The sequence below is a fragment of the Natronospirillum sp. genome (assembly GCF_022565775.1).
Lineage (GTDB): Bacteria > Pseudomonadota > Gammaproteobacteria > Pseudomonadales > Natronospirillaceae > Natronospirillum.
The window spans coordinates 22,830-46,884 of the sequence record NZ_JAIUMC010000012.1 but is presented as its reverse complement, the minus strand read 5'-3'; the positions used below and the strand labels follow the sequence as shown (position 1 = coordinate 46,884).

22 protein-coding genes are annotated in these 24,055 nt (G+C 59.8%); 10 read left to right on the top strand and 12 right to left on the bottom strand.

What is annotated here, in order from left to right; translation table 11 throughout:
- The first annotated feature begins 109 nt into the window (after window positions 1-109).
- Entirely contained in the window at window positions 110-829 is a 720-nt protein-coding gene (locus tag LAT62_RS04645; RefSeq protein WP_293379665.1) for a winged helix-turn-helix domain-containing protein, read from the top strand.
- 11 nt (window positions 830-840) lie between these two features.
- Here LAT62_RS04645 and LAT62_RS04640 read toward each other — a convergent pair whose 3' ends face one another.
- The 4 genes from LAT62_RS04640 to LAT62_RS04625 all read right to left on the bottom strand — a co-directional run bounded on the left by LAT62_RS04640 (window position 841) and on the right by LAT62_RS04625 (window position 6,105).
- Window positions 841-1,860 (bottom strand): methyltransferase, encoded by a 1,020-nt coding sequence (locus LAT62_RS04640; RefSeq protein ID WP_293379662.1) that lies wholly within the window; start codon window positions 1,858-1,860, stop codon window positions 841-843.
- Window positions 1,861-2,167: 307 nt separating this feature from the next.
- Window positions 2,168-2,980, bottom strand: a complete 813-nt coding sequence (locus tag LAT62_RS04635) for a DUF1338 domain-containing protein (RefSeq protein WP_293379659.1) — start codon at window positions 2,978-2,980, stop codon at window positions 2,168-2,170.
- A gap of 150 nt (window positions 2,981-3,130) precedes the next feature.
- Entirely contained in the window at window positions 3,131-4,603 is a 1,473-nt protein-coding gene (locus LAT62_RS04630) for a sigma-54 dependent transcriptional regulator (protein ID WP_293379656.1), read from the bottom strand.
- Window positions 4,600-6,105 (bottom strand): HAMP domain-containing sensor histidine kinase, encoded by a 1,506-nt coding sequence (locus LAT62_RS04625; protein ID WP_293379653.1) that lies wholly within the window; start codon window positions 6,103-6,105, stop codon window positions 4,600-4,602. The genes LAT62_RS04630 and LAT62_RS04625 overlap by 4 nt, the downstream gene beginning before the upstream one ends.
- A gap of 196 nt (window positions 6,106-6,301) precedes the next feature.
- On the opposite strand from LAT62_RS04625, the gene LAT62_RS04620 reads away from it, so the two are divergent.
- The 4 genes from LAT62_RS04620 to LAT62_RS04605 all read left to right on the top strand — a co-directional run bounded on the left by LAT62_RS04620 (window position 6,302) and on the right by LAT62_RS04605 (window position 9,471).
- Entirely contained in the window at window positions 6,302-6,661 is a 360-nt protein-coding gene (locus tag LAT62_RS04620) for a DUF4168 domain-containing protein (RefSeq protein ID WP_293379650.1), read from the top strand.
- Between the two features lie 97 nt (window positions 6,662-6,758).
- Window positions 6,759-6,887: a hypothetical protein gene (locus LAT62_RS04615; RefSeq protein WP_293379647.1), complete on the top strand. Its 129-nt coding sequence runs from the start codon at window positions 6,759-6,761 to the stop codon at window positions 6,885-6,887.
- Window positions 6,888-7,024: 137 nt separating this feature from the next.
- On the top strand, window positions 7,025-7,534 hold the full coding sequence (locus tag LAT62_RS04610) for a hypothetical protein (protein ID WP_293379644.1): 510 nt from the start codon (window positions 7,025-7,027) through the stop codon (window positions 7,532-7,534).
- Window positions 7,519-9,471 carry a DUF4105 domain-containing protein gene (locus tag LAT62_RS04605; RefSeq protein WP_293379641.1) on the top strand — a complete coding sequence of 651 codons (1,953 nt, stop codon included), beginning with the start codon at window positions 7,519-7,521 and terminating at the stop codon, window positions 9,469-9,471. The genes LAT62_RS04610 and LAT62_RS04605 overlap by 16 nt, the downstream gene beginning before the upstream one ends.
- Here the strand turns inward: LAT62_RS04605 and LAT62_RS04600 are convergent.
- Window positions 9,462-9,623, bottom strand: a complete 162-nt coding sequence (locus LAT62_RS04600) for a hypothetical protein (RefSeq protein WP_293379638.1) — start codon at window positions 9,621-9,623, stop codon at window positions 9,462-9,464. The genes LAT62_RS04605 and LAT62_RS04600 overlap by 10 nt on opposite strands.
- Window positions 9,624-9,888: 265 nt before the next feature.
- Here LAT62_RS04600 and LAT62_RS04595 point away from each other — a divergent pair, with 265 nt between their 5' ends.
- Window positions 9,889-11,214 (top strand): MFS transporter, encoded by a 1,326-nt coding sequence (locus LAT62_RS04595; RefSeq protein ID WP_293379635.1) that lies wholly within the window; start codon window positions 9,889-9,891, stop codon window positions 11,212-11,214.
- On the opposite strand, the gene pntB is transcribed toward LAT62_RS04595, so the two are convergent.
- From pntB to LAT62_RS04580, 3 genes are all read right to left on the bottom strand, one after another.
- A complete protein-coding gene (gene pntB, locus LAT62_RS04590; protein ID WP_293379632.1) occupies window positions 11,204-12,595 on the bottom strand; it encodes a Re/Si-specific NAD(P)(+) transhydrogenase subunit beta in 1,392 nt (463 codons plus the stop codon). The two genes, LAT62_RS04595 and pntB, sit on opposite strands and share 11 nt — an antisense overlap.
- A gap of 25 nt (window positions 12,596-12,620) precedes the next feature.
- Window positions 12,621-14,207 carry a Re/Si-specific NAD(P)(+) transhydrogenase subunit alpha gene (locus LAT62_RS04585; RefSeq protein ID WP_293379629.1) on the bottom strand — a complete coding sequence of 529 codons (1,587 nt, stop codon included), beginning with the start codon at window positions 14,205-14,207 and terminating at the stop codon, window positions 12,621-12,623.
- A 162-nt stretch (window positions 14,208-14,369) separates the two neighbouring features.
- Complete coding sequence (locus LAT62_RS04580; RefSeq protein WP_293379627.1) at window positions 14,370-14,846, bottom strand: RDD family protein; 477 nt, start codon at window positions 14,844-14,846, stop codon at window positions 14,370-14,372.
- A gap of 153 nt (window positions 14,847-14,999) precedes the next feature.
- On the opposite strand from LAT62_RS04580, the gene LAT62_RS04575 reads away from it, so the two are divergent.
- Window positions 15,000-15,344 carry a helix-turn-helix transcriptional regulator gene (locus LAT62_RS04575; RefSeq protein ID WP_293379625.1) on the top strand — a complete coding sequence of 115 codons (345 nt, stop codon included), beginning with the start codon at window positions 15,000-15,002 and terminating at the stop codon, window positions 15,342-15,344.
- 139 nt (window positions 15,345-15,483) lie between these two features.
- Window positions 15,484-15,864, top strand: coding sequence for a hypothetical protein (locus LAT62_RS04570; protein ID WP_293379623.1), 381 nt, complete (start codon window positions 15,484-15,486; stop codon window positions 15,862-15,864).
- 3 nt (window positions 15,865-15,867) lie between these two features.
- On the opposite strand, the gene hrpB is transcribed toward LAT62_RS04570, so the two are convergent.
- From hrpB to LAT62_RS04555, 3 genes are read right to left on the bottom strand one after another with little or no spacing between them, the layout of a single operon-like run.
- Window positions 15,868-18,306: an ATP-dependent helicase HrpB gene (gene hrpB / locus LAT62_RS04565; protein ID WP_293379621.1), complete on the bottom strand. Its 2,439-nt coding sequence runs from the start codon at window positions 18,304-18,306 to the stop codon at window positions 15,868-15,870.
- A 30-nt stretch (window positions 18,307-18,336) separates the two neighbouring features.
- On the bottom strand, window positions 18,337-18,732 hold the full coding sequence (locus LAT62_RS04560; RefSeq protein WP_293379619.1) for a hypothetical protein: 396 nt from the start codon (window positions 18,730-18,732) through the stop codon (window positions 18,337-18,339).
- A 26-nt stretch (window positions 18,733-18,758) separates the two neighbouring features.
- Window positions 18,759-19,700: a histone deacetylase family protein gene (locus LAT62_RS04555; RefSeq protein ID WP_293379617.1), complete on the bottom strand. Its 942-nt coding sequence runs from the start codon at window positions 19,698-19,700 to the stop codon at window positions 18,759-18,761.
- 44 nt (window positions 19,701-19,744) lie between these two features.
- Here LAT62_RS04555 and LAT62_RS04550 point away from each other — a divergent pair, with 44 nt between their 5' ends.
- Both LAT62_RS04550 and nudC read left to right on the top strand, forming a co-directional pair.
- The gene (locus LAT62_RS04550; protein ID WP_293379615.1) at window positions 19,745-22,393 is read left to right on the top strand and encodes a bifunctional acetyl coenzyme A synthetase (ADP forming), alpha domain/GNAT family N-acetyltransferase; all 2,649 of its coding nucleotides are present in this window, start codon (window positions 19,745-19,747) and stop codon (window positions 22,391-22,393) included.
- Window positions 22,383-23,216: an NAD(+) diphosphatase gene (gene nudC, locus LAT62_RS04545; protein ID WP_293379613.1), complete on the top strand. Its 834-nt coding sequence runs from the start codon at window positions 22,383-22,385 to the stop codon at window positions 23,214-23,216. Before LAT62_RS04550 ends, nudC begins: the two co-directional genes overlap by 11 nt.
- A gap of 1 nt (window position 23,217) precedes the next feature.
- On the opposite strand, the gene fnr is transcribed toward nudC, so the two are convergent.
- Entirely contained in the window at window positions 23,218-23,985 is a 768-nt protein-coding gene (fnr, locus tag LAT62_RS04540) for a fumarate/nitrate reduction transcriptional regulator Fnr (RefSeq protein WP_293379611.1), read from the bottom strand.
- Window positions 23,986-24,055: the final 70 nt, after the last annotated feature.

Below are 24,055 nucleotides of genomic sequence, written 5' to 3'. Positions count from 1 at the left end.
TACTGCTCAGAAGGCCCTTGACGGCGGGTCGTGGCGCGCGCGAAGCCACTCCGGATTTTCGCAGGTTACTGTGATGGTCGGGCAAAGTGTAATGGTTACTGACGGCAGTGTGACAGCGAACAGAAAGGTACTGATGCTTGTGGATGACGACGCAGCCAACCGGCGTCGTCTGGGGGACTATTTCGTTTCCCGCGGGTATCACTTGCTCGAAGAAGACAACGGCAAGGTTGCGCTCAAGCGCATCGCCGAAGAACATCCGGATGTCGTCATTGCCGCAGTGGATCTGCCCGGCGAGAATGGCCTGACGCTATGCAAGTTGAGCCGGCAGGCCTTCTTTGGCCCCTTCGTGCTGATGGCTGAGCGCTGCGATGAACTGGATCAGGTGCTCGGCCTGGACATGGGGGCCGACGACTATGTACTGAAAGAGGTGTCGCCCCGCCTGCTTGCGGCCCGCATGTCAGCGGTTTTTCGCCGGGTAGAGGCTTATGATGAACCCACCAAATGCCATCATGAACGCCTCGATTTCGGGGATCTGGTGGTCGACAACACCATGCGTGAAGCCTGGCTCAATGATCAGCCGATCGAGTTGACCAGCGCTGAATTCGATCTGCTCTGGCTGCTCGGCAGTCATGCCGGCCGGATACTGACCCGCGAAGAGATCTTCACCCGTTTACGGGGCATCGAGTATGACGGCCAGGACCGTTCGGTCGACGTGCGGGTCTCGCGAATTCGACCCAAGGTAGGAGATGACCCTGACCATCCGCGCCGGATCAAGACCGTGCGCTCGAAAGGGTATCTGTTTGTGGAAGATCCGTTCAGCCCGCCCTGATCCCGACGCGCTCAGACCCTACCCTGCCAGACTCTGAAACCCCCGCCATGATGCAGGCAGGTTACCTGCTGCAGGTGTTCGTTCAGCCAGTCCTGATAGGGCAGGTGGTCATTGACCACGCCCAGCCAGAGCCCGCCCGGTTGCAGCAGGCGTCTGCTGTCGGCGAGCATGCGCCGGGTGATCTCGTAGTCGGTTGCCAGGCCGGTATGAAATGGCGGATTGGTCACCAGAGCCGCCCATTGGCCCTGCAGGGCGGTCAGTCCATCCATCCAGTGGACCTCCAGAGTCATCCCGCTCTGCTCGGCGGTGCGCCGACTGCTCAGTACGGCCAGCCAGTCATGGTCGACACCGGTCATCGCCAGGGTGGGTTGGTGGGCGGCGGCGGTCAGCGCCAGCAGTCCGGCCCCGCTGCCAAAGTCCAGCGCCGGCCCGGGCAGATCACGAAGAAAGGGCAGCAGACAGCGGCTGCCCTTGTCGATGCGGCTATGACTGAACACCCCGGGCAGGCTCCAGAGTTCCCTGTCTGCGGCCTCCGGAACCTCGACCCGAGCCCAGTAACGGTTGAGATCAAAAGGTGCCGGTTGAGCAGGAGGGCTGGCCCGCAGCAGCAGGCAGTGGCGGGCACTGCCCACTTTGCGCACCGTCCAGCCACGTTGTTCGAGAAAGCGTGGTGCCGATTTTATGCCGCTCTTGTTGGGGCCCAGAAGCCAGAGCTCCGCATCGGCACTGAGGCCGGCAGCGAGCCAGGCCAGCAACATGTCGGCTTCGGCCTTGGCCTTGGGCCAGCTCCAGATCACCCGGCTGACTGCAGACAGCTCTGCTTCCGGAAACCGTAGACCGGGCAGCGCCATCCCATCATGCTCCCGGGCAGGGCCGGCATGAAAATGACAATGCCAGATCGAGTCACTTCGCGAACGCAGTTCGTGCGCAGCGCCGGCAGATTCGGTATTCAACAGCAACTGAGGGCCGGAGCGGTCAGGCAGCCAACGTCGCAAAAGGTCCGCATAAGCGCTGGAGGGTCGATCGGACATGGTAGTCGCCGAACATGGAAGAATGTGCGCGCTATTCTAATGGGCAGACAGTCGAGCTGTCATGCGGGCAACAAAAAAAAGCCGGATACAGTCTGCGGCTGTATCCGGCGGTGATGCCTGCCTGGAGGCGGGAGATCACCATGAGTGACGTGCTGCGTTGCTTCGAGGAATCCATGAACGTGTCAGAACAGTCGGGCCATCACTTCCTGACCGCTCTGAATTCAGTCTAGTTCACGGATAGAGATCCTGCCCAACTCAGCAAGGAACAAATTGCTCTCAGTGCCAACTCTGTTAGGCGCTCTGGTTATTATCCGGCTCGGCGACGGTCCGTGGACTCGAATATCCGGTCCGCGTTGTTGGCCACAAAGCCCTGATAGAGAGAGCCGTCCGGTAGCCTGAAGCGCTGTGCAAACTCGTAAAAACAGGTAGGCACAACCATGTCGGTGCCATCTCTGAAACGCAGCCGGCATTGGTCTGCCAGCGTGCTCGATTGTGCCAGACAGACATCGGCACCGCCCTTTATTTCGCCACCGGCGGTGTTGAGCGGCAACTCCACTTCCTGTTTGACGAACTCGTTCAGGGCGCTGAGCTGGTCAAAGGAGCGCAACTGGTGCACGGCTACAGTGAAGTGGTTGGCACGCATGCCCATGACTGACATCCAGGCGGCGTATTCACTCACTTCGGCCAGGCGCAGGTATTCTTCTGCGGTGGGCAGCGCCCAGGGCAGGCCACGATAGAAGAAGTCCGGCCCGTTCACACTGTCGGGGTCAACCTGGTCGACCAGCCCCTTGATGATGGCCTGGCAGTCTTCCGGGAGGGCTTCCACACGCAGTTCACTGAAGAAAATTCGGGGCAGTTCCGGAGTTCTGGGCAGATAGCCCCAGGCGTCCAGATGTTTGCCGGGGAACTGGTATGGCTCCAATCGCTCATACCCCATTTCCAGCAGCCAGGGCTCCAGATCCTGCAGGCGCATGGGGGCCAGGTTGAATGTCCGGAATGCCACATGGTCATTCAATACGGTTTCGCCGCGCGCTTTCAGGGCACCATGAATCCGCGCGGCCTGGGGGGTCAGCTCAGTGTACTGACGCCAAAGGGCAGCGAAGAAGGTTTCGGGAGTCATTTCTGAAGTCTCATTAAAGGATTGCGGGCGTGCAGTTTAACTGACCCTCATGCCATCACCAGCACCTGATCGGCGAATTGACGCATTTGTCATGTACACTTTCACCAACGCGTCACTCAGAGACGCGCCAGTAACGGTGTCGAAATGCCTTCAGGCCGGCGGCTCCTCTTTGGTATCGGGTGCGTCCTGCAAATCATCGAGCCAGCGGTAGAGCGTGCGCCGGCCAATACCGAGAATGCTGGCGGCCTGTCGCTTGTTCCCCTTGACCCGATCCAGTACCAGGCTGACATAGCGTCGCTGCAAGTCTTCGAGGCTCGGCATTTCGGTACCATGCAAAAGCTGTTCGCCGGAACGGCCTGATCCGTTGACGGCAGGCAGGAGGCCGGTCTGGGTTGTCACCCCTTCGCTGTTGCTGCGCTCATCTGCTTCATGCAGGCGGGCGGGCAAGTGGGTGGGCTGAATCCAGGCGTCGGTACAGAACGCGACAGCGCGTTCGACAATGTTCTGCAGCTCGCGAACATTGCCCGGGAAGGGATACTGGCGCAGCAGCTGCATGGCCTCGTTGCTCAGACCTTCAATGGCCCGGTCCTGTGCCGTTGCATGCTGCTGTACAAAGCGCTGGGCCAACAGGTCGCAGTCCTCTCCCCGCTCGCGCAACGGGGGTACCTGCAGGGTAAAGGTTTCCAGCCGGTAGTAGAGGTCTTCTCGGAACTCTCCGGCGTCAACGCGTTGTTTGAGGTCCCGGTGTGTTGCCGCGATGATACGCACATCAACATGTTCCTCGGTATCCTGGCCGACAGGTCGGATCGAGCCGTCCTGCAGCGCGCGCAACAGTTTGGCCTGCAGAGACAGCGGCATTTCGGCGATCTCGTCCAACAGCAATGTGCCACCGTCTGCTTCCTGCAGCAGGCCTTTGCGGCTCTTTCTGGCCCCGGTAAACGCACCACTGGCATGGCCGAAGAACTCGCTTTCTAGCAACTCCTGGGGAATGCCGGCACAGTTCACCGCGAGAAACGGGCCTTCGGCGCGGTCACTTTCCTGAAAGAGCGCCCGCGCCACCAGCTCCTTGCCGGTACCGCTTTCGCCATTGATCAGCACTGGGCCGTTGGCGCGACCGATTACCCGAATCTGTTCAAACAGCCGCCGCATGGGCTCACTCTGTCCATAGATGCCATGAAAGCCCTGGTCGCGTGACAATGCCCGAAAGCGGCTCAGTTCATGGCGCATGGTCCGGTTGTCCAGCACCCGACGCACACTGAGTAGAAAATGATCCAGATCCAGGGGTTTGGTCAGAAAATCATCCGCCCCTGCCTGCAGCGCTTCCACTGCCTGTGGCACGCTGCCAAAGGCGGTGATCACAATGACCCCTGGGCGGTCCGGATCATTGTCATCACTGAAGGCATCCATGATGTCGTGCACCAGGTCCATGCCATAGCCATCCGGCAGGCGCAGGTCGGTAATGATCAGGGACGGCTGGTGTTCAGCCAGCCATTGACGCGCCTGCTGCAACTCGTTGACGGCATGCAGTGTCCAGCCTTCTGCTTCCAGCTCATCGGTAATCAACTGCGCCAATGCCGTATCATCTTCAATCAGCAGCAGGGGATGCTGTGGCTTCTTTGTCATGTCGAGCCCTCCTCTGCAGACGGCGGTGCACTCTGCACCCTGGGCAGGGTCAGGCGGAAACATGCACCGCCAAGTGAGGCGCTGTCTTCAATGCGGATATCACCCTGGTGCTCGCGCAAGACCCTTTTGACAATGGCCAGGCCCAGACCACTGCCAGCACCCGGCGCCTTGGTGGTCACAAAGGGTTCGAACAGCTTGTCTCTCTGGTCTTCGGGAATTCCGGGGCCGGAGTCTTCAACCGTCAGCGTGACCTGCTCATCCGTGCAGGACCAGTTGATTTCAACTTCAGCTCCCTGCTCGCTGGATTGAATGGCATTGCGTATCAGGTTGGTCAGAGCCTGCTCGAGGCTGAGCGAGTCACCCATAACATGGCAATCCTGCGTCCTGTCGACATGCACTTTGGCATCCGGGTACTCGTCGATGATCAGAGCCTGGGCGCGGGCCACCACTGCGGCCAGGGGCAACGATCTTTTCTCGGCCCTGGATCGCCGACCGTAAGACAGCAGCTGCTCGATGATGGCCGTCATGCGTGCCGCCTGATCGCGAATGTCAGCCAGCTCCTGAACGTCGCGCGGGTCGTCCAGTCGTCTTTGCAAGCGTCGCGCGCGCCCGTCGACCACACTTAAAGGTGCACCGAGTTCATGGGCCACACCGGCTGACAGCTGCCCCAGAGCAGCCATGGTTTCAGCCTGCCGCAGCTTTTCGGCCATGGTTTCCCGCTCCTCGCGCTGGCGCGCGACTCTGAGTTCAGCCAACTGTATTGCATCGAGCATGCCATTCAGACCGGTTGCCAGATGTCTTACTTCTTTCGGGCCTCGTATTTCGGCCCGGTGTGCCCGGTTACCTGACTCCACCCGCTGCATGCTGAGGAGCAGCCGTTCCAGTGGCTGGCCGATACTGCGCTGATGGCTGAGGGTGATGGTGCCCAGCACCAGCAGTGACAAAAGGCCAAATCCGGTCCAGGACCAGTTGCGCAGTTGCAGAAGCTGGTTGTCGATATCGCTGCGTCGCCGCGTCACCTGCAGGAACCCGTTGGGCTGCCCGGTGGTGCGGAACAGCGGCATGAAATAGGAGTACACATTACGCCCGTCGATGCTTTCGTACTGGGCAAACTCGCCCTCTTCCGTTTGACGCAGGGCTTCATCGGCCTGTCGACGCGTCGGGTTGACCGACCCCAGGCTGATCACCTGTTCGCCCTCGGCATTGAACAGGTAGGCCCCGTAAACTTCACTGATCCCGAATACCGAGCGCAGGCTGTTTTCTACCTGGTTCAGGTCTTCGCGCTCCATGGCTTCCGATACCGGTAGGCTGATCGCTTGAGCCAGGACCTGCAGGTTTCTCTGCAGACGCTCCTCGGTAAAGTGGGCCATGACATTCAGTATCAGAGCGAGAATCGCCGCCATCAGCACCAGCAGGGGCAGCGCAACCTGAAGCAGCAGGACAGCACGCAAGCTCGAAGCAGAGTGGTTGGCATACGGCTTCTGAGTGTAGCGTTCTGGCACAAGTCACCTCGTGGATGTGGCACATGAGTCAAAATGGCACATTTAAGCCGGTACTGTCAAAGGCCTCTATGACTCACATGAACCGCCGAAATAAAATAAAGTTCTTTAAAAACAGAGACATAAGAGCTATTTGCACTTTCTGGCATGCTGCCTGCAACCCTGTCAGTGAATTCATCAAAAACGATCGAGGTACAGCATGACACGCATCTCCTCAATTCTCGCCGCCATGATGATGGCACTGGGTCTCGCAGCAACCGCCGCAGCCCAAGAGGATACCATGACTGATATGCCTGGCGAGGCTGACATCTCTGACACTGATCTGGAGCGGTTCGTAGAGGTACAGACGGACATCCAGGAGATCACGGCAGAGTACTCGGCACGTCTGGAAGGCGTAGAGGATCCTGACGATGCAGCTGAACTGCAACAGGAAGCCAGCCAGATGATGGTCGAAGCGGTTGAAGACACAGGCCTCGATGTGGCGACCTACAACAACATTGCGGTCGCTCTTGAGACTGATGAAGACCTGCGCGAACGCGTTCAGAGCATGATGAACTGATACGCAGCAGAGTAACGGATTTGCAATTTAACGGACTGAAGCGATGAGCGCTGAAGTCACCAAAAGTGGTCAGAAACGACCAAAGGGGGAGAAGACCATGAAAACGCTGATGAGCACACTGATGGCACTGTCTTTCGCACTGGTACTGGTAGCCTGTGGTGATCCGGGCGAGTTTGAAGACCTGCCGGAAGACGGCATGCAGCAAGAAGGTGGCGGCGACTGGTAAGCCGCTTCTTCTGAAGCAAGTACTTTGGAGGGCCCCGCATTGCGGGGCCTTTTTTTGTGCCGTCACTTTAGCTGGGGACAGGCCGCAGAGTTTTGAGTATGGTAGGGATCTGGCCTGGCTTTTGGGGAAAGGCGCGCATGATCGCAGTCCGGCATTATCTGCAATTCTGCCTTAAATCAGCGGCAGTGGTTTCGCTGCTGTTGTGGAAGCCGGTGGCCGGAGAGCCTTTCTCCCCCGAGCAGTTGCTGGAGTATTGCGCCATTGACGGCCAGGTCTACCGCCATACTGCATTGGGGTACCCGGCATCCAGGGTGGACTGGGGTTTCATGAGTATTGATGGCCAGATTGGCGGTGCCACAAGCGTGCAATGCATGCAATCCGAGGCGCTGGCTTTGCGGTTGATTGCAGAGAGTTTTGCGCAACTCGAGCGTGAATTGGTGCAGGGGCCGGGTATCTATACGCGCAGCCTGCTGGGCCAGTTGGGGTGCAGCGCCGAAATGGCTCAGATGCATTACCAGACTGCCCGTACAGGTTTGCCGGAGCAATTGGATCTGCGGCCGTCTGACCCGGAAGACGGCGCACGGAGAATTCTCTGGTATCTGGCTTTGCTGGAGCCGGACCAGGACTGGCCATGCCTGTCGTCCTGAAGCGGGTTGGCAAACTGCTCTTGCTCGGCTTTCTGGGTGCCGGGCTTGCCAGCGCCGAAGCTCCTGCCGGTCACTCACAATGGCATGACGCTGCCACTGACCTGGCCCTGCATGACAATTGGCGCTGGCTGCAGTTGGGACACTACCAGCCGCGGCGCACTGGAAAACCGGTGAGCGACATCCACTCTGCCGGCTTCTTTCTGGCACCGGAAGGCGCACGCGATCCCGAGCTCGAGTTGCACGCTACGATCGAGGCTTTTTTTGCGCCGCCTGGAGAAGATCCGGAGCAGCATGCACAATGCCGGTTTCCGGCCCGCCTGCTCTGGCTGCGTGAACACTTGCCGCAAGTCGATGATTTGCCGACCCCCCGGTGTGAAGGCTATGACCGGTGGCGAGGCCAGGACGAGCGCCGCATCGAATCGGTCAGCCTTATTGCCGTGGAAGGCTATCTGCGCAATCCGTCATCGCTGTATGGCCATATTCTGCTGCGGCTGAACGAGTCTGCCAGAGAGCCGGCCGAGCATGCACATGTGCTGGCCAATACGGTCAACTTCGGTGTTGATCTGCCGCCCGGAGAAAGTCCGCTGCAGTTTATTAGCAAAGGTCTGTTCGGCGGCTACGAAGCCGTTTTCTCGCACGCCAGATTTCATCAGAACAGCGTGCTCTATGGCGACTACCAGCAACGTGATCTCTGGGAGTACCGACTGCAACTGACCCCGGAGCAGACCGCACTGGTGGTGGCTCATACCTGGGAGCTTCTGGGACGGGAGTTCAGCTACTACTTTGCCGGCTCCAACTGTGCCTATCGCACGGCGGCCATTCTGAACCTGATCCTCCCGGAAGACGAAAGCCTGGATAACCGGATCAAACCCTGGACTATGCCTCATGACACCTTCAACCATCTGATGCGCGTGGACAACAATGGCGCCTCAATGGTTTCGGCGGTCTACTACTATCCCTCGCCACAAAGCGAATTGCTGGCAGACTGGCAGCATCTGAGCCGGACCCAGCGTGCCGCGGCCAGTGCCTGGCTTGAATCCGGAGACCCGGAGCTGATTACGGACGAGCGCTTCAGTCTGCTCGAACAACAGCAACTGCTGGATGCACTGATCAACTATCATGCCGCGCAGACCGCGTCACCGGCGTCGGGGCTCTCTGATGCCGACTGGCGAACCTTGATGGCACTGCGGGTTCGGCTGCCGGTGCGCACAGATTCACTGGGTGATCATATCTATACCGAACCGTCATCGGCGCAATCCTCGCGCGACCGGATGCGTCACCCAGCACCCATGCATGCAGCCAATTATCCGACATTGCTCTCCGCTTCCGGCTTGTGGAACGAGACCCGTGGCCCAGGCGTGGAAGCCCGTTTCCGTCTGTCCTACTATGATCTGCTGGCGCGGCCCGTCGGTCGCCCGGCGCTTGCCGAACTGAGTATGGTGGATATTCGGGCAGCGGCCTGGGAGGATGGACTGCAACTGCGCCGTCTGGACCTGATTAATGCGACTGCGTTGAATTTGTCGGCAACCGGCCGGTTGGCCGATCAGCCGATGTCCGGGCGACTGCGGGCCGGCTATGAGGCCAGCAATCTGGCCTGCAACGACTGCGGAGAGTGGTTTGTAGAAGGCGGGCCAGGGCTGGCTTTCGGGTCACCGGGGCTGGCTGCCGGATATGGTTTGCTGGAAGGTCGGCTGGCCAGCGGGGACTCCGGCCCGGTGGCGGTCACGCCTCGCCTGGGGTGGCTGCAGCACTGGCACTCGGCCTTCAGCACGGGTCTGGAAGCCGGGTATCGCTGGTCAGCCGGCGATTCGGACAGCGCCGGTCCGCTGCTGGATGCAAGGCTGCGTTTTGGTAACAGCCAGCGCTGGGACCTGCGCCTTGAAGGGCAGTGGCATCAGGCCAGTGAATTCAGGGTGGGCCTCGGTACCTACTGGTGACCCCCGGAGCGTTTGCGAAATTTCCGCTGCGCCTTGTCGACGGCACGCGCGTCTTTCCAGGCCGCATAACGTATCTGCATTCTGGCCATCCAGCTCAGCAGTCTGTGCGCCTCGTAACGACGAGTCAGCAACTTGGGTGGGGCTTTGGCCATGTGGGAACCTTCTCCTTTAAGGGTGCAATGAACGTGTCGATTATGCGCGGGGCAGCTGCAAGCGCAAGCTTTGCGCTGCCAACAGCATTTAAACAGGTGTTTCAGGGCAATAATAGCAGCAGAATGGTCTGCATTGTTCACACAGCCCCAAAAGCTACTTCGAATTGCGACCTGTCGTTGTAAAGCCACCAAATTGATGTAATTGGTTGAGTCGCGCTGATCCGACAAAGTACCATGGTGGCCGGTTCAACGGGCAGGGATGACAATGCGCACCTATATGCGGCCGCTACTGGCGCTCTTTATCGGTATCAGCCTGTTACTGCTAGGAAACGGGTTGCTGAACACCCTGGTCACCCTGGCTGGCGAGGTTCGAGGCTTTTCGACCACCTTGCTTGGTGTGCTCAGCTCCGGCTATTTCCTGGGTTTTCTGCTCGGCATCTTTCTGGTGGTTCCGGTTATCAGGCGGGTAGGGCACATCCGGACCTTCGCTTTCATGGCGGCTTTGGCAGCGGTCGCCAGCCTGACCCTGGTGCTGACCGACCTGCCCTGGGTCTGGCTGGCTCTGCGCATACTGTATGGCATTGCTCTGGTGTCGCTGTATGCGGTGATTGAAAGCTGGCTCAATGCCGCCGTGTCATCGGAGCGGCGGGGCATTGTGTTTGCCCTGTACACCATGGTCAGCCTGGGGTCTATTGCGGCAGCTCAGCAGTTGCTGCGCCTCGACAGCCCGGCAGCGGTCACGCTGTTCGTACTGGGGGGCATTCTGCTGTGTCTTGCCTTGACGCCGGTGACTCTGACCCGTCTGCCGCAACCCGATATCATGACCATGCCCAAGCTGGATCTGCGGATAATCTGGCGCCTGGCACCTCTGGCGCTGGTGACTTCGTTGTTTTCCGGGCTGGTGCTGGGCGCCTTCTGGGGGCTGATGCCGCTTTACGGCAGTCTGATGGGCCTCTCAACAGCCAGTATCGGCACGCTGATGAGCGCGGCCATTGTAGGGGGTGCCCTGGGTCAGTTGCCGATTGGCTACTATTCTGACCGGCATGACCGTCGGCGCGTGCTGGCGGCGGTAATGGCCGTGGCCATTGTTGTGTCCCTGCTGATGATTCCACTGGATGAGTCACTTTTTCTATGGGTTCTGATGGGGCTTTGGGGCGCCATGGTGTTCGCGCTTTATCCCATCGCCATTGCCTACATGGTGGACCGGGTGGAGCCCGAACACATTGTCAGCGGATCCAGTGCTGCGCTAATGGCCTTCGGCATAGGGGCCGCCCTGGGGCCGACTGGCGCCGCCTCTCTGATGGAGCTGTTAGGTCGTGATGCGCTGCCGGCCTATTTTGCCGGTTGTCTGTTGCTGATGATGGGTTTGCTGATGCTTTCGGTGCGGCGCCGCAGCCGCGAAGAGCCTACGGATTCGCCCGGGCACTACTCACCCATGGTTCGATCCACACCACAGGTATTGGAAATGATGCCGGATGCGCCAGACCAGCACGAGGCGCCTGAAGACACCCCGGACATCGAAGATGATTTGCCGCCGGACCCTGCTGACGAGGGCCCGGCGTCATCAGATGAGCAGCCGGTCAGGCCTTGAAGGCCTGAATCAGCTTCTGCACACTGTCCTTGGCATCACCAAACAGCATGCGGGCACTGTCCTTGTAGAACAGGGGGTTCTGCACGCCGGCATATCCGGTGGCCATGCTGCGCTTGAGAATGACACACTGTTTCGCTTTCCAGACTTCCAGCACCGGCATACCGGCGATGGGGCTGTTGGGCTTTTCCTGTGCGTCCGGATTGACGATGTCATTGGCGCCAATAACGATCACCACATCGGTCTCCGGGAAGTCGTCATTGATCTCGTCCATCTCCAGCACAATGTCATAGGGCACATTGGCTTCCGCCAGCAGCACATTCATGTGTCCGGGCAGACGACCGGCAACCGGATGAATGGCAAAGCGGACCTGTTTGCCGGTCTTGCGCAGTTCATCGGTCAGTTCGCTGACGGCGATCTGCGCATTGGCCACGGCCATGCCATAGCCGGGCACGATGACAATGCTCTGGGCTTCACTCAGCGCGTCGGCCAGTTCTTCGGCGGTGGTAGCGACAGCGTCGCCCTGATCGTCGCTGCTGATGCCGCTGCTGGAGTCGGTACCGAAGCCACCGGCAATCACGCTGATAAAGGAGCGGTTCATGCCCCGGCACATGATGTAGGACAGGATGGCGCCACTGGAACCCACCAGAGCACCCACCACAATCAGCAGGTCATTGTTCAGCATGAATCCGGCCGCTGCCGCCGCCCAGCCCGAATAGCTGTTGAGCATGGACACCACTACCGGCATATCAGCCCCGCCAATGGCTGCGATCAGGTGGATGCCGAGCAGGCAGGCAATAATCGTCATGATGAAAATCAGCGTGGCATTGCCCGGGCTGGGATCACTGCCGGCGACAATGAACAGCAGAATCACACTGACCACAATGGCGGCCAGGTTCATCCAGTGACGGTAGGGCAGCGTCAGCGGGTTGCCAGACAGTATCCCGTGCAGCTTGCCACAGGCGACCCAGGAGCCGGTCATGGTGATGGCTCCGATGAAGATGCCCAGATAGATCTCGGTATTGAGAATGACGCGATCAGCGCCGGTGTAGTGATAGTCCGGATCAAGATAGGTGCCCCAGCCGATCAGCACGGCGGCCAGGCCGACAAAGCTGTGCAGCAGGGCTATGAGCTGCGGCATGGCCGTCATCTGAACGCGGTGGGCCAGCGACAGGCCGATGACCGCACCTACCGCCATGGCCAGGCCGATCATCACATAGTTCTGGACGTAAGCGCTGAGCAGGGTGGCGATGACGGCAACCGCCATACCGGTGATGCCGTACCAGTTGCCCCGACGGGCGGTTTCCTGCGAGCTGAGGCCCCCAAGGGCCAGAATGAACATAACAGCGGCGAACAGATACGCCATGGCAATAGTGCCGGTCATACGAAATCTCCCTTAATTCTTGTCATTATTTCCGGAACATATGCAGCATGCGATGGGTCACATAGAAACCGCCGAATATATTGATGCTGGTCACGAACACCGCCACCATGGCCATCACCGTGATCAGGGTGCTGTCGGGTGTCGCCACCAGCAACAAGGCACCCAGTATCACGATGGAACTGATGGCATTGGTGACACTCATCAGTGGCGTGTGGAGCGAGTGTTTGACGTTCCAGATCAACTGCCAGCCGACAAAAATCGACAGAATGAAGATAAAGAAATGGTGCACAAAGTCTGCCGGGGCCACTGAGCCGAGCAGCAGCAACAGAGTGCCCGCCACTGCCCAATAGCCGATCATCGCCTTGCCGCTGAACAGATTTTTCGGCTTTGCCTTCACCGCCGGCGCTTCCGGCTCAGGCTCGGGTACCGCTTTTTTCTCCGCAGCCGGAGACGGCGGGGGACTGGCGGGTTGCGGTGGGGGCCAGGTCACCTTGCCCTGGTGCACCACCGTGGCGCCGCGTTGAACTTCATCGTCCATGTTGATGATCAGTTCGCCGTCCTTGCCGGGTGTCAATTCAGCGACCAGGTGCACCAGGTTGGTGGCATAGAGCTGTGACGACTGGGCTGCCAGACGACTGGGCAGGTTGGTGTAGCCGATGATGCTGACGCCATGCCTGGTGACCACCTTGTCGGCCTGCGCCAGTTCGCAGTTCCCGCCATTGGCCGCCGCCAGATCCACAATCACGCTGCCCTGCTTCATGGATTTGACCATGTCTTCCAGTATCAGCTTGGGCGCCGGCTTGCCCGGAATCAGGGCCGTGGTGATGATGATGTCGACCTCGGCGGCCTGCTCACGGAACAGCGCCATCTCGGCGTCGATAAACGCCTTGCTCATTTCCTTGGCATAGCCGCCGGTGCCGCTGCCATCTTCCTCGTAGTCGAGTTCGAGAAATTCGGCGCCCATGCTTTTGACCTGATCTTTCACCTCAGGCCGGGTGTCGAAGGCACGCACGATGGCGCCCATCGATTTGGCTGCACCAATGGCCGACAGCCCGGCGACGCCTGCGCCGATCACCAGCACCTTGGCCGGCGGCACCTTGCCCGCAGCTGTAATCTGGCCGGTAAAGAAACGACCGAACAGGTTGGACGCCTCGACGACTGCCCGATAGCCTGCAATGTTGGCCATGGAACTCAGCGCGTCCATCTTCTGGGCGCGCGAAATGCGGGGTACTGCATCAATGGCCAGCGCGTTGATCTTTTTCTTTGCAAACTGCTTGAGCAGCGGTTCGTTGAGCGCCGGCTGCAGAAAACTGATGAAGGTGGCGTCCTTGGGCAGCAGGTCCAGTTCGTTCTTGCCATCCAGATCTGTCCGCTTCTCCGGCCCGTTGACCTTGAGCAGAATATCGGCCTGTGGATACAGTTTGGCCGCGCTGACCATCTCGGCCCCGGCTTCCTTGTAGGCATCATTGCTGTAATTGGCCTGGCTGCCGGCGCGCGACTCCACCACCACCCGGTAGCCGAGCTCCAGCAGTTTGCGCACTGAATCAGGCGTCGCAGCGACGCGCTTCTCCAGCTTGTGGGTTTCCTTGGGTATGGCGATCGTAAGAGGCATACGCAGTTTCCTTCAGGCTTGCAGCGGCTGGTTATTGTTCTGAGAATGGCGAAGCGCACTGAGGATTCTGAACCCACAGTACCCCTGTCTTTATAGGGCGCAGGGCAGCATAAGTCAAAGCCCGGACCATGGGGTTCCGGCTGAGATACGGTGGAGAGTCGATTAACGCTTGGGCAGCAGGGTGGTGCGACTGTAGGAAAGATATTCGTGCAGTGTCTGACCCTGCGGTGACCAGAGACTCCACAGGTAGCCGAGCCCAAAAAGCAGCACGGCCGGTACACCGGCAAAGAATCTGAGCATGATCTGGCGATGACTCAGCAGGTGACCGTCGAGCGTCTCGGCGCGCAGCCGCCATGCCTTCATGCCAATGGTCTGACCGCCCCGACGCCAGCTCAGCCACACATACCCCAGCACCAGCAGCAACACATAGAGGCGAAACAGCGGGTCGCCAGCGTCAGGCGATTCGGCCCCTGTGGTCCAGTAGAGTATGCCGAGGTACGGAAACGTGGCGATCATAAGCCCGCCGGTCATGACCAGCAGGTCATAGCTCAAGGCTGCAAGACGGCGCAACAGCAAGGCCCCTCGCCCGGGTTGCGGTATCAGGTGGAAGGAAGTCTGTTGGTCACGGTTGTCCGACATGATTGTCAGCACTCCACCTTGAGTGAGAGTTCAGAGCCGAGCGCATGATGCCGGACCTCAGGCGTCCATGCAACGGTATCTTTGGCGCACTGGCAGCAGGCCCCAAAAGATGAGACAAGACGTCGTCGGCTTGCTTGATATATAATGGACGTCATGACTACAGACCTACTGCATAAGAACAGCCAGCAATGGCAGGACAGCCCACGGGATCTATCTGCCATGGAGACCAATGCCCGCGAAGCGGCTGCATTGCTCAAGGCGTTGGGGCATGAATGTCGCCTGATGATTCTGTGCAGTCTGCTCGAGGGTGAAAAGACTGTCACCCAGCTCAATCAGGGTGTACCCCTGAGTCAATCGGCACTGTCGCAGCATCTTGCCAAATTGCGCCATCAGGATCTGGTCAGCGTGCGCAAGGATGCCCAGATGGTGTATTACCGACTCAAGTCGGACAAGGTAGTGCGGGTTATCGGGACGCTTTACGAACTTTATTGCCACTGACCTCCGCTTTTTGCGTGAACTCTGTCTCGTTATATCTCTCCCGGTAGGGTCAAAAGTTGACATATCGCTGACGCCTTCCTATGGTTATTACTGGTTAAATTTTATTCATCCAGCTAACCAGACTCTTGAGGAGTGTCGAATGCCTTTCGCGACTGCACCATTACCGTCGCAGCTGGACATGGACGACCTACCGATGCTGCCGCCCAAGCGCCGTCTTTCCGCCAATGCCTGGCAGATGGTGTGGACGTTACAGATGATGAACCCGCTCCGCTCGCCACATACACTGGAAAAGTTTGTCAAACAGTTTGATGACCATAAGCGTACGTTCGGAGCCCGACCTAGAACCAGTACGCGTTTGTGCCTTTCGGTGACCGCGGAAAGCATGGATGACACCGATATGGCCGCTGAAGTGTTTGTGGTTATTCGTGCGCTGGAAGAACAGTTTGGGCCGGTTTCCCAGATAGAGAACCGCTCGGCAGAGCATTGGCCGCTGTATCAGGATGAAAACCCCCGCAACTGACTCTCAATCGTCCGCCTGACGCAGGGCCCTGTTGGTTGCGCGAGTAGCCGGGTGGGTCTCGGGATTGTCCGGCCATGGATGTCTCGGGTAGCGACCTCTCATTTCCCGGGCCACGGCGTGATAACCCTCTCGCCAGAAACTGGCCAGATCCGATGTGATGGCCAGGGGCCGGCCTGCCGGCGACAACAATTGCGCCGTAATGGGTAATCTGTCTTTCGCTGTGCTCAGGTCCTCGGTGCCGAAAAACTCCTGCAACTTGCCACTGACTATCAACTGGCCATGTTCCGAGATAGCCACTTTTACCTCTCGCCCACTGGGCAGCGTGTAGCGGTCTGGTATCCACTGGTTGAGTTGTCGCACCGCTGTGGCGCCAATCAAGGTGCACAGGGCGTCATGCCAAGGCAGGCGATCCGGGGCCACGGTAGGGTCATCCAGAATCGTCAGAAAAGGTTCGAACCAGTCTTTCATGTTGGCTTGCAAGGCGTCATCCTGCAGGTCGGGCAGTGGTAGCAGATTGTGTTCGGCAGCAATGCGGGTGCGCAACAGAAGCCTGCGGGTGCGCTCAGGCCAGGGCCATTGATCCGGCGGCTGGTTCTGGTAGTGCTCCAGCAATGCGGGACCCAGTTCCTGCGCTGTGACGGGGCGGTTGGTCTGCTCCACGACGCGTTCGCCCAGCTGCAAAGACTCGGTCATCCGCCAGCGCCCCTTGTGGTACTCCAGTACCTGCCGCTGTTGGGCAAGTTGGCGCACCTGTTCCGGTTGCATGCGCAGATCCAGACCACTCCCCCGGTGATGCTTGCCCTGTCGTGCCAGAGTCAGGATCAGCGCCCATTCAGAGCTGGCCATGGGCAGTTCAACGCTGACGCCACTGGCCAGATGATAGCGGCCGGAGGGCTGACAATGCGCAACCCGGTCCGGCCAGGCTGTTGCCGCAGCGGCGGCCAGCGCTTCCGGGGATACTGCATTGTTGTTGCTCAGGCGGACCTCCAGTATACGCTGCCAGCGCTTCGCCAGGCGCTGCCATTGCCAGTTGTGCTGCAGTTGCTGCGCTTTACTCTTGAGCAGCGATGCGCTATCCGAGGCCTGCGGATCATCTGCGCCCTGATCGCCAAAATGCAGCCACAACACCAGCGTCATTGCCTGCGTCGGCCAGGTGCTGCCGAGCTCCCGCCTGAAGCCCTGCAGCAGGGCGGCCAGTCTTGGGTGTGTACCGAGTTGCGAGACCTGTTGGCCGGCTTGGCTGATTTGACCGTTGTGGTCCAGCAACTGCCAGGCTTGCAATTGTTGCCGGGCCTGCTGCAGGGCGAGTGGCGAGGGCCGGTCCAGCCAGCCCAGTTCCTGTTCCGGGCTGCCCCAGTGCGCAATTTGCAGTGCCAAAGGCAAGGCATCGCATTGCCGTATTTCGGGCAGGTCGACCGGTGCCAGAGCCTGATCCGCCGACCAGAGTCGCACACACTGGCCGGCCTGAACCCGCCCGGCTCGGCCGCGTCGCTGATCGGCTGATGCCTGGCTGATACGTTGTGTGTCCAGGCGCTGTACGCCGCTGCCCTGATCAAACCGGGGACGCCGCACCAGCCCCGAGTCGATCACCAGGGTTACATCGGGAACCGTCAACGCACTCTCGGCGATATTGGTCGATACTATGATGCGTGGCCCGGTCTCCGGGTTGATGGCCGCCTGTTGCTCGTCCGTGTCGACACGGCTGTGAAGCCGCACTATGCGGCGCGCCGGCCAGGCTGTGCGCAGGGCCCGGGTAACCGCTTCGATATCGCGCCAGCCCGGCAGAAAAACCAATGCTGTACTCTTCTCGTCATGGCCCTGCAGTGCGCGGATAACCTGATTAGGCAAGGCCTCACTCTGGCCGGCGGTCTGATGCCGGGTGGTCACCGGGTACTGCCGTCCGGCGGCGACCAGGCGGTTGTCCAGTTGTTGCTGCAGCTTGGGGTCTGGCGTGGCAGACATCAGAATCAGTCGCAGATCGTCGCGCAGCAGGGCCAACTCCTGCAGCCAGACCCAGGCCAGGTCCTGCTGTACGGAGCGCTCATGGACTTCATCCAGTATGACTGTGCCGACACCGGGCAGCTCCGGATCGGCCAGCAGACGCTGTAGCAAAATACCCGGTGTCATGATCAGCAGGCGCGTCCTGTCGCTGGCGCAGCGGTCAAATGGCACCTGATAGCCGACTTCCTGGCCCGGTTTGCCGTCGCGCAGGTGCGCCAGGCGCTGGCACAGGGCGCGCGCAGGCAGAATGCGGGGCTGAACAAGCCAAACCTGGTGCTGGTCCGGAGACGCGGCCTCCAGCAGCCACAGTGGAATCAGCGTTGATTTTCCGGCCCCCGGCTCGGCCTCCACCAACAAGGGTGACCCGGCCTTCCAGACATCCAGAAATTCCGTGTGATGATGACTGATCGGCAGATCAGACAGATCAACCCGTTCGGGCATGACGATATCCGCGGTTGTCAGCGTGCCCTGCTAAAGCGCTGGGCCATAGGGCAGAAAACGGTTGTCAGTATTGGCCCTGATCCAGCGGGTGAGCTCAGGGTCGGGACGTCCCAGTAGTTGCCGATAACGCCGGAAGGCATGAATGACAACCGATTGATCGCCTGCCACACAGCCGGACAAATGCTGCTCGGCCAGTGTGCACAGGCAGGCAAGCCGGGCCAGTTCATCGATTTGCAGCCCATCCAGCAATGTGGCCCAGCGATCTTCCGGCAGGTCTATCCAGCGCTGTAAGCTGGCCCTGTCGAGGTCATCAAGCCGTTCAAGGTCGGATGCCTCCTGCCATGAATGTTGCAGCCAGGCTTTCACTCGTGAAGGGTCGGGACGAAGCTGATCCGCTTCCGGTTCCCAGGTGCCTGTAGAGGCCATAATGCGCTCTCCCGCCGTCTATCGTTTCAGTATTCAGGGTGTCCGGCCACCACCAGCTCTTCAATGTGAGCCTGCACGCTGTCGGCCAGAGCATGGGTATTGTAACCGCCTTCGAGGAAACTGATGACCCGCCCACGCGCGCCACCGGTTTGAGCTTCAGTCATGATCTCCCGAGTCAGCCAGCGGTAGTCATCGGTGGTCCATTCCAGTTCTGCCAGGGGGTCCTCCCGGTGAGCATCAAACCCGGCTGACAGCAGGATGAACTCCGGACTGTGTTCACGCAGTGCCGGTTGCCAGTCGTCGGTCCAGATCTGACGCAGCAGCTCTCCTCCAGAGTATGCGGGCAACGGCGAGTAGAGCAGGTTGCTGCGATCCGCTTGCCAGTGGGAGTGCGGGTAAAACGGGTGCTGAAATGAACTGATGAACAGCACGTCCGGATCACCACGGAACACTTCGGCGGTGCCGTTACCCTGATGCACATCAAAGTCGATGATGGCCAGCCGCCTGACGCCATATTCGCGTTGCAGATAGCGCGCGGCCACGGCGACATTGTGGAAAAAGCAGAATCCCATGGTCGTGCCCGGCTCGGCATGATGACCGGGCGGGCGGGTGGCACAGAACGCATTCTGGTACAGGTGGGTCATGATGCCATCGACTGCCTGAATGCCGCTGCCGGCAGAGCGCAGAGCCGCCTCAAGGGAATGCGGACCCATCAGCGTATCCGGGCCGGCATGCACCAGACCGTGTTTGGGGGCCAGGCGCCTGACCTGTTCCAGATAGCGCGGCAGATGCACCGTCAGCAGGTGGCGGTCTTCAGCCATGGGGGCGAGATAGACGTCCAGTTTCTGCCACACACCGGAGCTCTTGAGTCGATCCAGAATGGCCTGGAGGCGCGCCGGGCTTTCCGGGTGATCGTCGCCCATGTCATGCAACAGACTGGCCGGATGATGGATAAAACCGGTGGTCATGAAAGTGCTGTGACTCCAGGCCGTTATTGAGTAAGGTCTGCATCATGGCAGAGCTGGATGCATTCTTTCAACCGAAATCGATTGCCATACTGGGCGCGTCGGAACGACCGGGCAGTATGGGTGGTCTGGTGCTGCGCAATCTCCAGCAAGCCGGCTACCCGCATCCGGTTCTGGCGATCAATCGCAGGGGCTATCGGTCGGTTTTCGGCGTGCCCTGCAAGTCAACCCTGCATGCCAGTGACAACATCGACCTGGCGGTACTCTGCCTGCCGGCGCCGGGCCTGCAGCGGGCTATCAAGTCGGTGGCGCAGGCCGGTGTGCGGGCAGCACTGATATTGACCGGCGGCATGGCCCGCGACCAGTTGAGCCCGACCCGCATGCGTCGCCTCAAGGTGCTCGCACGGCACTGGGGCATCCGGCTGATGGGCCCCAACAGTTTGGGTCTGATCGTGCCATCGCAGAATCTGAACGTCTCCTGGTCGCACCTGCAGGCGCCCCCCGGCGACATCGCTTACATCGGCATGTCGTCGGCTTTGGGATCTGCACTGCTCGATTGGGCGGCTGGCCGAGGCTATGGTTTTTCCCACTTCGTCACGGTGGGCGCGCGCGCTGACGTCAGTCTCAGTGATGTGGTGGATTATCTGGCCGGCGACCGGCGGGTTCGTGCCATCCTGTTGCATGTGGAGAATATCCGCAATGCAGAGCGCTTCATGACCGTGCTGCGGGCCGCGTCGCGCAGTAAAAAAGTGCTGGTGTTGCATACGGATCCGGATTCCACGATCCCGCCTGGTCTGGCCAGCAGAGACAAGCTGACGCAGGCCTTTTTTGACCGGGCCGGCGTCCTTCAGGTGACCAATTTCCATCGGCTTCTGGGTACGCTGCAGACGCTGATACGTACGCGGCCACTTTATGCGCATACGCTGGCCCTGGTCAGCAACGGTCTCGGGCCGGCCATGCTGGCGCATCAGGAGTTGAAGGTGCTGGCAGCAAGTCCTAGTAGGCTGGAAGCCCTTCCCGAGGCATTGCGACCACTGCGCCTGCACGGTGACCGTCATTCCGAACATGGGCTGATTCTTCCTGCTGCGACTGATCCGGACATGCTGACCCAAGTGCTGGCGGGGTTGGACAGCATGAGTGGCATCGGTGCCGTACTGGTAATACTGGTGCCCAACGCGCGGCTCGATATTCCCGGCCTGACTGAGGTACTGCTGGTGCATCGCCGACGAACCCGGCGCACCCTAATGGTGGCCTGGCTGGGAGAAGCCAGTGTACAGTCGGCCAGAGCCCGCCTGGACGAGGCTGGCATTCTGCATTTTGAATCTACCGAAGAGGCGGTGCAGGCGTTCTCTGCCATTGTCCGGCATGAGCAGGTGCAGGCCTACCTCAGCGAGACACCGGAACAGAATACCCGCATCACGCCTGCCGCAGAATTGCTGACACCCTTTCGTCAACTGGCGACAAAAGTGGCGGCTGGAGAAAGCCGCTGGCTAAGCTGGCAGCAGACCCGGGAACTGATCAGGTTGTTCGGCTTTCAGCTCAATCCGGGACAGCACTTCAGAGACCGTAAAGCACTGCTGCAGGCGGCTCCCGGCCTCAGGTATCCGGTAGTCCTTCGGTTGTTGCACGAGGCTTATCTGTATCCGTTTGCTTATCCGAGCGAGGCCCGGCAGCGTTGGCGTGGTGTGGCCATAGATGTTGGTCATGCGGAGCAACTGGAAGAAGAAGTCGACAAGCTGTATCTGGGCTTGCAGCAGCACTTTCCCGCCAGCAAGGTGATGGGCTATGTGGTGCAGCCGATGCGTCGGCGACTGGATGCATTGCAGTTCAGCCTGGGCATTACCCGGGACCGGGTTTATGGGCCAGTCATTCTTTTCGGGCTGGGCGGGAGCCTGGCCAATGTGCGCGCCGACCGGCGGGTTGCACTGCCCCCATTGAATCGCACTCTGGCCCGTCTGCTGCTGCGCGACACTCATGTCTATGTGCTGCTGCGTGAAAGAGTGCGCCAGCCACTGGTGGCAGAAGAAGCGCTGATCGATGCCATCATGCAGCTGTCCGAACTGGCTGAGCATTGTCCATGGTTGGTTGGTCTGGAGATGAATCTGGTTCTGGAAAATGACCGTGATCTCGTGGTTCTGGGTGCTGCTGCGGCCATTGGCGAAGAACGGACACCGTCCATACCGACTTACCCCCAGCACTGGGAGGTTCGGGTGCAGCGACGCGGTATCGAGTGGCTGATTCGGCCGGTGCGGGCCGAGGATGAACCGGCCATGAAGCAGCTGTATGAGAAGCAGCCGCCAGAAGCCCTGCGTCTGCGTTTTTTTGGCAGTCGTCTGCATTTTGCACATCGTGAACTCGCGGCTATGTGCCAGATCGACTATCGTCGCGAAATGGCCTTCGTGCTGGAGGCCCCTGATGGCACCCTTAAGGGTGAAGTTCGGGGCTGGAGCCATGTCGATGCCCTTACCATGGAATTTGCCATACTGCTTGATGCCGAAGCGCAGGGTCAAGGGTTGGCGCAGGCGTTGCTGGCCCAGTTGGAAACCTTTGCGCTGCAATCCGGCATGAAGCGCATGATGATGGATGTCATGCCGGAAAACACGCCCATGCAGTCATTGGGTAAGCGGATGGGCTATGCGGTGCAAGGTCGCGACAATGACTCGGTCTTGATGGAGAAAACACTGGATGCTGTATGATTTGGCTGGCCAGGGCTGGGACCTGACGCCTGGCCCGGAAATTCCGCCGCCCGCCGCCCGTTTGGTGCTTGTTCATGAGGGTGAGCTGTTGTCCGTTCAGCCGGGGATTTGGGAGACCCTGGATCAAACCGATCTTCCGGCCGGTCTGCTCAAGGGTGGTGCCCCGATAGCGTTGGGAAAAATCTCCGGCCGGGATTGGTATGCACTTGAATGGCCGGCAGCTCACAGCTTGCCAGCCAACTGCCACAGGGTTGGTCTGCGCGAGGTGCTGGCGCAGTCCGAGTCGGCCTTTGCTGTGGCCAGTCGCGCGGTTCAGATGATGACCTGGCGTCGTCAGCATCGCTATTGCGGGCAGTGCGGCAGGCCCACCGAGGCTGGTCGAGGTGAACATTTTCGTTTTTGCGAACCGTGCGAGCTGCGTTTCTACCCACGCATCAATCCCTGCATCATCGTCCTGGTGGTGCGCGGTGACGAGGTTCTATTGGCCCAGGGCACACGCCACAGGACCAGCGGCTGGTACAGCACTCTGGCCGGGTTCATGGAGCCGGGTGAGTCGGCAGAACAGGCAGTACATCGAGAGGTGGCCGAGGAAGTGGGTGTCACGCTGGGGCGGCTGCGTTACATGAACAGTCAGACCTGGCCCTTTCCGCACCAGTTGATGCTGGGCTTTATTGCCGAGTATGAATCAGGTGACATTTGCCTTGATCCGAGCGAAATCGCCCGGGCCAGTTGGTTTCCGATCGACGCCCTGCCCAGTCACCCCCCGGTGCATTCCATCAGCGGTTGGCTGATTAGCCAGTATGTGAAGGAACGCCGAGGCTGAGTCAGTGGGTCGTGGTCGTTTCGATCAGACCCAGCTCCACCCGCTCGCCCTCACTCAATGACGCCATGTCACACAGCCTTTTCTGGTCGGCGATGTGGACTTCCCGGGCGCTGCCTGTGTCGGCGATGATTCCCGACTTCTGCAGCCGGGTGAATACTCGGCTCACGGTCTCGACGGCCAGGCCGAGATAGTTGGCCATATCAGACCGCGACATGGTCAGGCGAAAGTTGTGCTCGGAATAGCCGCGGCGCTTGAAGCGCTGTGCCAGACTAAGCAGAAAAGAAGCAAGACGCTCTTCAGCTGATTTTTTGCTGAGCAGCAACATCATCTGTTGATCTTCCCGGATTTCCCGGCCCATCACGCGCATGACCTGACGGCCCAATTCCGGCAGTTGACTGCTCAAGCGTTCCAGGTGCTCAAGTGGAATCTCACAGACATTGGTGGTTTCGAGGGCACGGGCCGATACCTGGTGATGCTGGGTGCCGAAGCTCGACAGGCCGAGAATCTCACTGGGAAGGTGGAATCCGGTAATCTGCTCTTCGCCGGCGCGGGTCAGGGCGAAGCTCTTGATGGTACCCGTGCGTATTGCGAATACAGACTCCATCGGGTCGCCCTGTCGGAACAGGTACTGGCCTTTTTCAATCGGCCGCCCGCGCTCAATGATGTCGTCCAGCCGATCCATTTCAGAAAACGACAAAGAAACCGGCAGACACAAAGGGCTGAGTGAGCAGGTCTTGCAGGCAGTGTTGTGTCGCATGTGCTGGTTCATTGGCGGGCTCCATGATTCCACTGAACGTTAGTCACGGGTATAGAAGACTATACTAATATTACATGACAGC